The sequence below is a fragment of the Fibrobacter sp. UWB16 genome, assembly GCF_900215325.1.
Taxonomy (GTDB): domain Bacteria; phylum Fibrobacterota; class Fibrobacteria; order Fibrobacterales; family Fibrobacteraceae; genus Fibrobacter.
This window is the reverse complement of the sequence record NZ_OCMS01000002.1, coordinates 118,506-130,270: the sequence shown is the minus strand read 5'-3', so window position 1 is coordinate 130,270 and position 11,765 is coordinate 118,506. Positions and strand designations below refer to the sequence as shown.

Sequence of the window (11,765 nt, the reverse complement as noted above, 5' to 3'; positions counted from 1 at the left end):
TGGAGAAATAATGGAAACCACCCGATCCGAAAGAATAAAACTTGGCGCATTTATGCTCTTTTGCGGAGTACTTATTTGCGTGTTCCTGGGTTACGTGCTCAAGCGTTACCTGAGCGAGCAATTTGACAACTACTACACCATTTTCGACACGGACGTGAACGGACTTTTTGTCGATGCCAAGGTGAAGTTGAACGGTATCTCCGTCGGTAGCGTCACAAGCATCACAATCAACGAACAGGACTTGAACCAGGTCGTCGTTGCGTTCAAGGTAACGCAAGGAACACCAATCAAGATTGGCACTCGTGCAGGACTTACCGCAGGCATGAACCTCACCGGCGAAAAGCAGGTGATCCTCTCTGGCGGAAGTTTCAATGAACCGAACGTTCCTGAAGGCGGCCTCGTCCCGGCTGCAGCCTCAATGTTCGACCAGATTACAGGCCAAATGGGCGACCTCTTTGGCAAAGTCAATCCGATTGTAGACGGGCTGGTCCGTGTGCTGAATCCAGAAAACGCCGAAAGCATTTCTCGCACACTCCAGAATCTCGAAAAGACGACCGCAAACTTGAGCTACATAACGGCCAATCTCGGAAAGCCGCTCAACAACATGAGCAAATCCGCCGCTTCGCTGCAGAAGATTCTTGCAGAAATCGAAGAAGCAAAGCTCGCCGCCAAGACCGAACAAAATCTTACAGTGCTCAAGGAAAAGCTCGAAGCGATCGACACCAAGGGTTTGAACGAGAACTTGATGCAGACCGCCGAATCGATGAACAAGCTCGCCCAGCGCGTGGATGCAATCGTTTACAAGAACGAAGACCAGGTCGGAAATGCCATGGATGAACTCAACACGATTCTTGAAAACCTCGAAGAATTTTCACAGAAAATCAAGAACAACCCGTCTGTACTTATCCGTTCCGAAGGCAAGAACGGTCGCTAAAAAGGAGAAACCAAGATGTTTAAAGCAAATCGTTTGTTGGCAGTCGCCGCCCTCCTTTCCGCATTCACGCTTACGGGTTGCCTCGGCGGTTCGACCGAACCTTCCCGCTATTACACCGTTTCGGCAGAATCCATCTCCGTCGCAGGCGCTACTAGCGATACCCGCGTACACGTCAAGAAATTTACGATTGACCCGGCCTACCAGCGCACGAACATTGTCTATCGCGAATCTCCGTACGACTTCATGTTCTACGATCTGGACCTTTGGGCAACTCGCCCGGAACAGATGCTCACGCAGGTTGCAGGCGAATACCTGATCAAGAGCAACATGTTCAAGTCCGTGGACTTGAAGCCGATGGGCAAGCCAGACTTTGAATTGCTTGGCAATGTCGATGCGATTGAAGAAATCGACGAAGGCAGCTCGCAAGAAGCTCACCTCGCCGTGCAGCTCACGTTCCGCAAGGTCGGTGAAGATGCTCCGCTGTGGGAAAAGCGTTACGACGAACGCCAGAGCATGAGCAAGCGCGATGCACATTCTGCAGCCGAAGCGCTCTCGAAGCTCTACGCCAAATATATGCAAGACGCACTCGAGAACATCTCGAAAGTGAAGTGACGTTTTACGTCATCCTGAGGGGTTCTCCCCGAAGGATCCAGAGCATTATTTAACTGGATGGGGACTGCCCCCAACTCTTTGGCTCGGTTATGCCCATGCAAGCATGGCCGCAACACTCGCCTTCTGAGTTTTCTTCGTCCTAAAGGACTCAGAATGACGAGTGCAATTAAGCCCACACAGTGGGCTTTTTTTATTCCCGTCTAATAGTCGGGACGCTTGCGAGCAATTTTTTCGTGTAATCGTTTTGCGGATTCGTGAGGACGATATCGGCGGGGCCGTGCTCTACGGCATGCCCAAAGTACATGACCAGAACTTCGTCGCTCAAAGCACGGACCACCTGCATATCGTGGCTGATAAAGAGGATGCTGAGCCCGAGTTCATTACGCAAATCGTCGAGCAAATGCAAAATTTGCGCCTGCACGGACACGTCCAATGCACTCGTCACTTCGTCACAGAGCAATACCTTTGGGCGCACCATCAAGCTGCGCGCAATGCACAAGCGCTGGCGCTGACCGCCCGAGAATTCATGCGGGAACTTGTCCATTGCCCCTGCCGGGAGCGAAACACGTTTCAAAAGCTCTACCGCACGGGCGCAAGCCTCGTCATACGGAACGCCACGAGCAATCACAGGCGCCGTCAAGATTTCCGTCACCGTCTGTCGCGGGTTCAAGCTGCTGAACGGATCCTGGAAAATCATCTGCACCAGGTCCGAGACGCGTACAAAATCTTTTCCGGTTCCGGCCTTGCCGCCGTTCACCGGTAGTCCAAACAAATTAACCTTACCGCTAGAAACCGGCACAAGCCCAACTAAAGACTTCACGAGAGTCGACTTTCCGCAGCCAGACTCCCCCACAATCGAAAGAATCTTGCCTTGCGGGAGCGTGAACGAAACGTTATCTACGGCAGTGAAATAATCCTTGACCTTGCTAAAAACGCCCCCGCGAATCGGGAACTTGACCGTAAGCCCGTTTACCTCGATGGCAGGCACCGTTTTATCAAAATTTTCGGTATTCATCAACCATCCAATTCAGCAAGGGCGTCCTGAACGTTCTTTTCAGTCGCAATCAAAATCTGGCGGCATTTGCGCAAAAGCTGCGTAGCCTCTTGAACCTCTACAGCAAGTTCATCAATTTCCATCTCGGAATTGTCGATTTTCGAGAGAATTTCCTCTAAACGCTCCATTGCGTTTTTATATTCAAAATTTTGCGCACTCATGTTCACGAATATAGTTAGATTTATACCAAATGAATTTGTTCAATCGTTCCATTTTACCGTTTTTTATAGTCTTCACCTTTTTAGGCCTATTTCTTGTCGGGTGTCTTGATGCACCGGACTATCCCAAAGACATACGCCCTGTAGAATCCATCATCGTCATGGTCAAGCAAAGCCATAACGACTACTCGACAACGCTCAAGGTGAACCCATCAGATACGGCAACGATTACAGCATCCATCACGCCAAAAAAAATTGAAGATGAAATGACCTACGAATGGTTTTATGAAACCGATGGTCAAAAAGAACTCCTCAAACGAGGCCAGCAATATTCATTTTACCCCACCCGCTCAGACAAGAACATCCCCAACAAGCTTATCGTAACCGACGGCGACGACAACAAACTCGTGTTTGATTTCACGATTATCATCAACACAGCTCCGGTTCTTTCGGATTCAACCATCCCTGCTGACGGCGACACACTCTACGGCACAAAAGAATCGGCATTTCTTTTTGAATGGTATAGCTTCGACATGGACTATTCCAACGGCGATACACTTTTCCATACTCTTGAAATTGATGGAAAGCCATACGAAGTCGGAACGCTCCAGCAAGTCAAGCAATCCGGCTTCAAACCAGGCGAGCACATATTCCGCATAATCGTCAGAGATCTCTATAACGATTCGGATACGCTAGCCTACAAAAAATTTTACGTCGTCGACACGCTGGAGGCAAAATGAAATTCATAAAATCATTCGCCGTTGCAGCAATTGCCTACCTGCTCCAGTCCTGCTTCAACACAGACGATTACATTTTTAACGAAGCGGATACATCAGAGATAAAGGTCGAAGCATCCGTTTCGAGATCGATTATCGAGACAACTCCTTTAACTAAGGCAGACACGTTTCTCATTACCGACACCGTCTACTTCTTAACGAGAATTACACCTAGCAAAGTCATAAAGCTCCAGAACTACCAATGGCTTATGGATGGCAAATATTGTTCCTCCGATTACAACTTCAAAAAGCAAATCGAAGAGCCAGGCCATCATAAATTCACATTTGTCTTAAAAGACCATTTTGGCGACATGCACTACGATTCCGTGGACGTCTGGGTAGCAGGGCACCCGACATTAAACGATAGCGCCTTCATCCCGGCAGAGGGGACGCAAGCCATAGACCCAAACGAAACGGTTTACTTTACATGGAGTGCAAAAACAGAAGGCATTGACCTCAAGCACCACTACCACTTTACATTGAGCGAGCAAAAATTTGCAAATACCGAAACAAATTTTTCAACAATCGACACCATCTTAAGCGAGCCCCATTTCACACTTCACAACAAATTAAATCCTTTTACAAAATATAACTGGACCGTTCAAGCCTTTAACGAATATAACTTTGCATCCGCAGAATCCATCGAAAGTTTCTTTTACACAAAAGGAATTCCAGGAGAAGGCTCACTACAGGCAACCATTGACATTGGCCAAGCCACCTCTATTCCAATCCGTTTAACGCTAAAAAACAAGACGGACAAGCAGTTCAGCTACAAATTCAATCTGTCTAGATCAAACAACGAAATTTCCCTTGGAGCCATACCTTCCGGGAATTACAATTTGACAATCAAAACAGATTACCCCGACTTCGGCACAATCCAGCAAGACGTAAAAATAAACGACGGATTCGTTACAACAACAAAAAGACTAACATTAATCGATTCCATTCCACCTACCATTTATTCCATCAGCAAGCTCGACACGATTGTTTTTGAAGACACGCTCCGATTTGTCGTCAAAGACGGTAGCAAGGCCATCTCAAACCAAAACATTATAGTCCGCCTCGAAGATGAACTCGTCGCAAACCATTTCTACAACGACAGCATCTTAACGGTCGTCCTTAAAGAAACGGACAAGAGCTGGGCATACCGCATTCTCTCCGTTTCGGCAGTTGACGGTAGCAACAACGGAACCGCAAAATACTTCTACATTAGGCCAAGTACGCTCTGGTTCCAGGCAAATGACGATACCACCATTGATAAAGATGGGATTATCACCATGTTCATCTACGATAGGAATCCGTATGGTTTTAAAGTCGATTCCCTAAAATTGTTCAACCTCACCAAAAACGAGACCATCATTTCTGTCCCGAGCACAAATAACACAGGGCATTTTTCCGCAGAACTTGAAGCAAGCTTATTTGATGAAGAACAAACGATAGAGTCTACCGTCATCTACCAGAACGGCATAAGACAAAGCAAGGCTTGGAAACTGTACGTTAAGGATGCTGCAACGAAAAAGGAGGAAAACTAATGAATCGTAAATTTTTCTCGCTTTCGTTAGTCATTCCGGCAGCATTCTGGATGGCAGCATGTTCTGATTCCGAAATAAGCTCTTCGGACATTTCCACAATCACGCAGTCCATATTCATCGTTCCCGAAGGATACACCGGAGAACCTTATAACCGCAGCTATACTTCGGATGAATTCTACGTCAACGTCAACGAAAAAATTCGCATCTGTGGCGTTTATTCTATCGACGGCAAATATGTATCGACTGAAAAGGCGATGCCTTACTACAACACGCACAAATGGACCATCGATAATGAAGAAAATCATGGATCGTCGGTCTACTACAGTTTTAGCAACGCAGGCATACATAACGTAACGTTTGAAACGGTCGACCATCTAGGCGACACGTTGATTTCGCACGCCAAAATTTACGTCAATACACCAGCCAAAGTTACACTGCTTTCTCCAGCGAACAATTACAATCAAGTCGACGGCGATAATGAAGATGGCCTTGAACTCGCCTGGAGCGTTTATGGCGTAGATTCCTGGGAAACTGCATCATGCATTCTCTATGCAGGTTACGACATCAACTCCGTCTGGAATTCACCTCTCGGCAAAGCAGATTGTTTCCAAAGCATCAATCTGACAGGCAAGCTTGATCTTTATAAAAACAATGTGATCGATTCTTCAAGCAAGAGTACAAACAATACCACGATATACTGGGGCATAAAGGCGACAACCGAAAGCAAAGAAGGATATAACGACCAGGCATTCAGCGACATTTTCAGTTTTTCGACAAAGTTGCATAACGAAGGCGATGCCATCATCCAAATTCCTGTTTCGTGCCTATACAGCCAATTCCCTGAAAAATTCCAGCTGACGGGAATATTCATTTCGTCTGCAGGCGACACGCTTTCGGCCATGTCGACATCAAACTCAATCATCCAGGAAACGCTCCCCCCGCAATCAAACCTGAAAGTCCTCGTATGCGATGACATTCGCAAGGAATACGGTTGTGATTCCATCATCGTTGATCTTGCTCCAAGTACAAAGACCATCACAGACACATTGTTCTTGCGCGACAGAACCAAGCCCAACATGATTCCTGTCGAAACTGAATTACATACCATTTCAGCTATACGTTTTTACATACTCGACAACGGTTCAGGAATCAACGCCTCGAAAGTCCAAGCCGTCATGAACGGCGACACGCTTGAAACAAAATTCGAGGACAACATCCTCTCTTTCGAAAACACATGCCAAAAAGAGTGCAATCTCATCATAAGCGCCGAAGATTACGCCCGCAACAAAGTCCCCGAAGTTTACTGGAAAATCAAAGTCAACAAAACCGGGACATCAATATCTGGGCCTTATGCAAGAATGGAGGACAACGAATGATCCAGAAGACCTCCCTTGCCATAATCGTTTTATTATTTGCACTTTGCGGCAACGTTTTTGCACAGAAAACGCGCTATTTACAAGTTTCAACGAACCCATCAACCGTTGACCTGTATGTAGGCAAAGTTCTTCCTGATTTTGCAAGCAAGCCCGATTACACATCTCCTGCATTTATACCGGTTCCCGAAGGCAAGGACAGCGTAATCGTTTCATTTTTCCACCCCGATTATGCAGATACGACAATAAACATTGCGCTTGCCGCAAACGATACGTCGTTCATCATCGTGGCACTCCGCCAAACTTATGATGATGACATTCTTGTACACAACCAAGATTTGCTAAAGCACAGAAACAGGCGCATTTTTGGCGGGTATCTTAAGTGGGCATCTATTGCACCCTTTACCATTAGCGGGATTTCTGCAATAGTCTCGCTTTACAACATCAGTAAAGCGGAAGACCACAAAAAGGCAATGGAAAAAACGCATTTCAGAACCGAAAAATACGAGCGCCACATGGAAGATTTCAAGAATCACAAAAACAGAGCCGAGACTTCCAAAACGGTTTCGAAAGTATTTTTCGCAACAGGTCTAGCATTCCTTACCGCAGGCTTCGTCCTTTCATTCTAGGTAAAATATGAAAAAGATTTTCTTACTCCTCGTATTCGCCCTAACAGCCGCCTTCGCAGAACCCGAAGGAGTGTTTGTCGATGTAGAACTTATGTCTGGCACGCATCAACGAGCTAAGTTCCTAGGCATCGAAAACGATACTGTAAGCCTTGGCGGTTACATCCAGAACAAGTTTACTGTTGTCAAAATTGCGAAGAAGCAATTCAAGAAAATCGTAGACGAAAAAGGAAACGATTTGCTGAACGAAACGTCCAAGCCACAGGCAACGGACACCGTCGCAAGTTCTTCGAGTACAAAAGTAGATACAAAGCAAGCCGCAATTTCATCGTCCAGTTCAGAAGCCCAAGCGCCGATTGAATCACAGGCTCAAGATTCCTTAGAAGCAGCCCCAAAAACAGAAGAAATAGAAAAGCCGACACCGCAACCCATCAAAACAATACTTGTTGCATACACTGCAAAAGGTATCGAGCCCTCCATCGCCGACCAGTTTACAGGCCTTACCGCGCGATTGCTCATGGAAGCCGGCGAAAAGCCGCAAGTAATTCGCAAAAGCGACATCAGCAACTGCGACGACAATATCTGCATTCAAAACGAACTGGCCGCGCATGGTTTTAGATCTATTTACTTTGGTGAAATTGTCCAGAATATCAAGACGGACAGTCTGACGTTAAACCTCACCCACGCCTTCTATGAAGATTCTCTCCCGATTTTGCATAGGTCTAGCGTAAACGTTTCAAGAGCATCTGCTTTTGGCGACGCCATTACGAACAACAAATTAAAGAACCAGTTGCTAGACGCCCAAGGCAAGGAAACCATCAAGACCAAGAAAAACAGGACTTACATTCACATCGAAACAGACCCCGATGGCGCTACGATTTCTCGCTCTGAAAAAGACGCCATATGCAAATCGCCCTGCACATTCGTCACGTCGGACACTACAAAGTTTACCGTCCATGCTTACTGGAACGTCGATAGGCACCTTTGGGGCGCAAGCACAAATATCACACCGCTCCCGGGCGACACGGTCCACGTTTCGCTCAAGCTCAAGCGCGTCACACCTGAAATCAGGATACTGACATTCCCAGAAGGTGCAAGCGTCTATAAGGCTGGCGCTCCAATTACAAAGCGCTCCAAAGCCATCGCCAAGACTCCAGAAAAAATTCCGGTGTACAACATGGGCACCGACAGCCTCCTGATCCGCAAAGCGGGTTATCGAGATACGCTCATCAATTTCTATGTGGCCCCCGTCTCGCAAATCGACTTGAGCGTTGACCTAGAAAAATTAACGGACTTCGATGAAATCGAGAAACAGAACAAGTGGCTGCACGACAAAAAGATGCAAACGATTGGCGAAGCCTTTATCGGAGGCGCCGCAGGAACAATCCTCATCGGGTCTTTGCTCATGTACTTTGCTCATTTGGACTACAGCGATGCCGAAGACATCAAGTCAGACCTTAAAATTCCAGGATCTGCAAAAGGCAAGAATTATCAGGACAAAGTCAAAAAGAACAAGAAGCTTGTAGACCAGGGCGACAACAAGGCCATCGCGGGTAGCATTTTGTTAGGTACAGGCGCCGCCCTCCTCGGCGTCGGACTTTACTTCTATTTTTAATTTTCTAAATTTGCCCCAATGAAAAATTCTATCCTTAAAACAACAATAGCTTTAGCTCTCCTCTTTACTGCATTTACATTCGCGGACGATATCGTTTCTGTAGACGCTGCAAGTGCTGTCGCAAGCACCGCCGCCGATACCGCAAAATCGACAGGCATTTACAATCAGATTATCGACTGGTACAACGAAAACTTGAACTACGGAACAATTACGCTTTTGATGGCGATTGAAAGCTCGTTTATTCCGTTCCCGTCTGAACTTGTCGTACCGCCCGCCGCTTACAAGGCTTTACAGCCGGGTTCGGGTCTCAACATCGCACTCATCGTGTTCTTTGCAACGCTTGGCGCACTCATCGGCGCATACGTCAACTACTTCCTTGCCAAGATTCTCGGTCGCCCGATTATCTACAAGTTCGCCGATAGCCGTCTCGGACACTTCTTGCTGCTCGATGTCGAAAAGGTTGAAAAAGCCGAAAACTACTTCCGTGAACATGGCGCCATTTCGACATTTGTCGGCCGCCTCATCACGGTCATCCGCCAGCTGATTTCGATTCCGGCAGGCCTTGCAAAGATGAAACTCGCTCCGTTCACGCTTTACACGTTCCTCGGCGCCGCCATCTGGAACTGCGTCCTCGCACTGCTTGGTTACTTTGCCCACGGACAAAAGGACATTATCGAGAAGTACAACTCCGAACTCGCCATCGCATTGCTTGGCTTCGGTGTGCTCTTCATCGGTTACATGGTCTGGAATGCCATGAAGCCAAAGAAAAAGCAATAGACTAGAAATTGCAATTTTTGACGCAGCGGTTATTCTGGAATTCCGCTTCTAGAGTGACCTTGCCAAAGGTGTAGCGGTGGTACGGTCCATGGCGAAGCCCTCGTTCGAAACGAACGTCTTCGTGAATATTGCCCATTTCGTCGTAGAACTTCACGACGCCATGAATTTGGCCATTGACATAGGGAATTTGGCGACGGAGCTTACCGTTTTCATCCCAAGATTCCATCATGCCATTTAGCTCGCCGCGACGATACGTCTCGCGGCTTTTCTTTTTGCCGTTTTCGTAATAGACAATGCTAAAGCCTTCTTCTTCACCATCTAGGTAGCCGACGGTCTCGTGTAGCGTTCCGTTCTCATCATATGAACGTAAAACCCCATCTAACTTGCCATCCCTATACGGGGCTTCAACGGCTATTTTTCCGTTCGGATGGTACGAAAGAGCCATCCCTTCGCGAACATCAGTACCCTTTTTGACCGTGTAAATTCGGGCCAATTGACCATTCTCATACGTCGTGCGGACCGTATCTAGCGCCATATTGGCAGGCTTTGGCGCCGCAGAGGCCGATATTACCGTGCCCCCAATCACTATACACGCCAAAATTGTAAAAAAACGCTTTTCCATCGCATTATAATGTAGCATTATCCTTTTAGATTATGTATTTTGTGACGGTCATGAACGTTACTTTTTTAAATCCCCCCTTCCACCCGATGTTCAGTCGGGAATCTAGATCCCCGTGTGTTACGAAGTCCAGTACGCTTTACTGGCCCATGTTTTTGAGCTATGCTGCCGGCGTTTGTGAAGCCGACGGTAACGAAATCCAGCTGATTGACAGCCCCGCCATGGAACTCGACTTGTCCCAGACGCTCGAAGGCATCAAGAAGTTCGGTCCGGAACTCGTTATTTGCAGCACTAGCACCCCGAGTATTTTGAACGACCTCAAGGTCGTCCATGCGATCAAGGAAACTTTGCCGAACGTAAAGGTTGCCATCATGGGTACGCACGCGACCGCAGAGCCGCTCGAATCCATGGAAATGGAACCGTCTTTGGACTACGTGGTGATTGGCGAAGCCGACTACACCTGTAGGAACCTCGTCCGCGCCCTCCGTGGCGACGGCGCTCCTGTTGGTCAGTTTGCAGGCCTTGCCTACCGCACCGCCGAAGGCAAGGTGGACTTCCAGCCCGAAGGTCCGAAGATTGAAAACCTGAACGAAATCCCGTGGGTCTCGAAGGTCTACCGCAAGCACCTTTACAGCTGCTACAAGAAGTATTTCTACGGTGCAAACCTGAACCCGCTTATCGTGATTTTGTCTGGTCGTGGTTGCCCGAACCACTGCAGCTACTGCGTGATTCCGCAGACGCTCAACGGTCACAAGTTCCGCCGCCGCGATCCGAAGGACGTTGTCGACGAACTCCAGTACATCAAGGAAAACTTCGAAGATTTAGGCGAAGTGTTCTTTGAAGACGATACGTTTACGGCAAGCCACGAACACGTGCGCCAGATTTGCAACTTGATTCTCGAACGCGGTCTCAAGATTACGTGGAGCTGCAACGCCCGCGCCGATGTGCCGCTCGACTTGCTCAAGCTCATGAAGAAGGCCGGTGGCCGCGAAATGTGCGTGGGCTTCGAAAGTGCCTCCCCCGAGGTTCTCGAAAAGATCCACAAGGGCGTGAAGAACACCGACAAGGCAATTGAATTTACGAAGAATGCCCGCAAGGCAGGACTCCTCGTTCACGGTTGCTTCATGGTCGGTAACCCGGGCGACACGCCGGAAACGCTCCGCATGACGCTCGACTACGCCAAGAAGCTGAACCCGAACACAGCCCAGTTCTACCCCATCATGGCATACCCAGGCACCGAAGCTTACAAGGAAGCTCTCGCCAGCGGCGCTTTGAAGTCGAAGGATTACAGCCAGTGGCTCGACAAGGACGGCTTCCACCGTACCACAATCCAGCGCGGCGAACTCACAAGCCAGGCTCTCGTGGACTTCTGCGACAAGGCCCGCCGTGAATTCTACCTGCGTCCTAGCTACATCATCCGTCAGGGCATCATGGCGATCAAGAACCCGCGTGAACGTTACCGCGTTCTCCGTGGATTCGGCACGCTCGTGAAGCACCTGTTCAGAAAGCATGGAGAACTCGCCCCGGTCGCAAGACAGGCTCCGACTAATAAGACGTAGGGGAAAACCTAAGTTTTTCCCCTAGACTCCTATCCTTTACTGCGGCTAGGAATGTTTTGATAAGTCGTAAAGGGAAACCCGAGGTTTCCCTCTAGACTCCTTTCCTTGGAATCATACGTCATTCTGAGAG

12 protein-coding genes are annotated in these 11,765 nt (G+C 48.1%); 9 read left to right on the top strand and 3 right to left on the bottom strand.

Annotated features, from left to right (window positions below; translation table 11 throughout):
- Positions 1–10 precede the first annotated feature (10 nt).
- Both CRN95_RS05980 and CRN95_RS05975 read left to right on the top strand, forming a co-directional pair.
- Positions 11–934, top strand: coding sequence for an MlaD family protein (locus CRN95_RS05980; RefSeq protein ID WP_014546865.1), 924 nt, complete (start codon positions 11–13; stop codon positions 932–934).
- A 15-nt stretch (positions 935–949) separates the two neighbouring features.
- Entirely contained in the window at positions 950–1,546 is a 597-nt protein-coding gene (locus CRN95_RS05975) for an ABC-type transport auxiliary lipoprotein family protein (protein WP_088630705.1), read from the top strand.
- A 190-nt stretch (positions 1,547–1,736) separates the two neighbouring features.
- Here CRN95_RS05975 and CRN95_RS05970 read toward each other — a convergent pair whose 3' ends face one another.
- Together CRN95_RS05970 and xseB are read right to left on the bottom strand one after the other, a co-directional pair.
- On the bottom strand, positions 1,737–2,561 hold the full coding sequence (locus CRN95_RS05970; protein ID WP_088630706.1) for an ABC transporter ATP-binding protein: 825 nt from the start codon (positions 2,559–2,561) through the stop codon (positions 1,737–1,739).
- Entirely contained in the window at positions 2,561–2,728 is a 168-nt protein-coding gene (gene xseB, locus CRN95_RS05965) for an exodeoxyribonuclease VII small subunit (protein WP_235002902.1), read from the bottom strand. Before xseB ends, CRN95_RS05970 begins: the two co-directional genes overlap by 1 nt.
- Before the next feature lie 62 nt (positions 2,729–2,790).
- On the opposite strand from xseB, the gene CRN95_RS05960 reads away from it, so the two are divergent.
- From CRN95_RS05960 to CRN95_RS05935, 6 genes are read left to right on the top strand one after another with little or no spacing between them, the layout of a single operon-like run.
- Positions 2,791–3,498, top strand: a complete 708-nt coding sequence (locus CRN95_RS05960) for a hypothetical protein (protein ID WP_088630707.1) — start codon at positions 2,791–2,793, stop codon at positions 3,496–3,498.
- Positions 3,495–5,066 (top strand): hypothetical protein, encoded by a 1,572-nt coding sequence (locus tag CRN95_RS05955; RefSeq protein ID WP_088630708.1) that lies wholly within the window; start codon positions 3,495–3,497, stop codon positions 5,064–5,066. The genes CRN95_RS05960 and CRN95_RS05955 overlap by 4 nt, the downstream gene beginning before the upstream one ends.
- The gene (locus CRN95_RS05950) at positions 5,066–6,442 is read left to right on the top strand and encodes a hypothetical protein (protein WP_088630709.1); all 1,377 of its coding nucleotides are present in this window, start codon (positions 5,066–5,068) and stop codon (positions 6,440–6,442) included. Before CRN95_RS05955 ends, CRN95_RS05950 begins: the two co-directional genes overlap by 1 nt.
- Positions 6,439–7,068, top strand: coding sequence for a hypothetical protein (locus CRN95_RS05945; protein WP_088630710.1), 630 nt, complete (start codon positions 6,439–6,441; stop codon positions 7,066–7,068). Before CRN95_RS05950 ends, CRN95_RS05945 begins: the two co-directional genes overlap by 4 nt.
- A 7-nt stretch (positions 7,069–7,075) precedes the next feature.
- On the top strand, positions 7,076–8,680 hold the full coding sequence (locus CRN95_RS05940) for a hypothetical protein (RefSeq protein ID WP_097020361.1): 1,605 nt from the start codon (positions 7,076–7,078) through the stop codon (positions 8,678–8,680).
- Between the two features lie 18 nt (positions 8,681–8,698).
- Entirely contained in the window at positions 8,699–9,457 is a 759-nt protein-coding gene (locus tag CRN95_RS05935; protein WP_097020360.1) for a DedA family protein, read from the top strand.
- A gap of 1 nt (position 9,458) precedes the next feature.
- Here the strand turns inward: CRN95_RS05935 and CRN95_RS05930 are convergent, their stop codons facing one another.
- Positions 9,459–10,079 (bottom strand): toxin-antitoxin system YwqK family antitoxin, encoded by a 621-nt coding sequence (locus CRN95_RS05930; RefSeq protein WP_097020359.1) that lies wholly within the window; start codon positions 10,077–10,079, stop codon positions 9,459–9,461.
- Positions 10,080–10,129: 50 nt separating this feature from the next.
- Here CRN95_RS05930 and CRN95_RS05925 point away from each other — a divergent pair, with 50 nt between their 5' ends.
- The gene (locus CRN95_RS05925) at positions 10,130–11,635 is read left to right on the top strand and encodes a radical SAM protein (RefSeq protein WP_097020754.1); all 1,506 of its coding nucleotides are present in this window, start codon (positions 10,130–10,132) and stop codon (positions 11,633–11,635) included.
- The last annotated feature ends 130 nt before the right edge of the window (positions 11,636–11,765 follow it).

Bases quoted from the DNA above. Each gene is read 5' to 3' on its own strand.
- CRN95_RS05980 (WP_014546865.1), top strand. From the start codon at position 11: ATGGAAACCACCCGATCCGAAAGAATAAAACTTGGCGCATTTATGCTC.
- CRN95_RS05975 (WP_088630705.1), top strand. From the start codon at position 950: ATGTTTAAAGCAAATCGTTTGTTGGCAGTCGCCGCCCTCCTTTCCGCA.
- CRN95_RS05970 (WP_088630706.1), bottom strand. From the start codon at position 2,561: ATGAATACCGAAAATTTTGATAAAACGGTGCCTGCCATCGAGGTAAAC.
- xseB (WP_235002902.1), bottom strand. From the start codon at position 2,728: ATGGAGCGTTTAGAGGAAATTCTCTCGAAAATCGACAATTCCGAGATG.
- CRN95_RS05960 (WP_088630707.1), top strand. From the start codon at position 2,791: ATGAATTTGTTCAATCGTTCCATTTTACCGTTTTTTATAGTCTTCACC.
- CRN95_RS05955 (WP_088630708.1), top strand. From the start codon at position 3,495: ATGAAATTCATAAAATCATTCGCCGTTGCAGCAATTGCCTACCTGCTC.
- CRN95_RS05950 (WP_088630709.1), top strand. From the start codon at position 5,066: ATGAATCGTAAATTTTTCTCGCTTTCGTTAGTCATTCCGGCAGCATTC.
- CRN95_RS05945 (WP_088630710.1), top strand. From the start codon at position 6,439: ATGATCCAGAAGACCTCCCTTGCCATAATCGTTTTATTATTTGCACTT.
- CRN95_RS05940 (WP_097020361.1), top strand. From the start codon at position 7,076: ATGAAAAAGATTTTCTTACTCCTCGTATTCGCCCTAACAGCCGCCTTC.
- CRN95_RS05935 (WP_097020360.1), top strand. From the start codon at position 8,699: ATGAAAAATTCTATCCTTAAAACAACAATAGCTTTAGCTCTCCTCTTT.
- CRN95_RS05930 (WP_097020359.1), bottom strand. From the start codon at position 10,079: ATGGAAAAGCGTTTTTTTACAATTTTGGCGTGTATAGTGATTGGGGGC.
- CRN95_RS05925 (WP_097020754.1), top strand. From the start codon at position 10,130: ATGAACGTTACTTTTTTAAATCCCCCCTTCCACCCGATGTTCAGTCGG.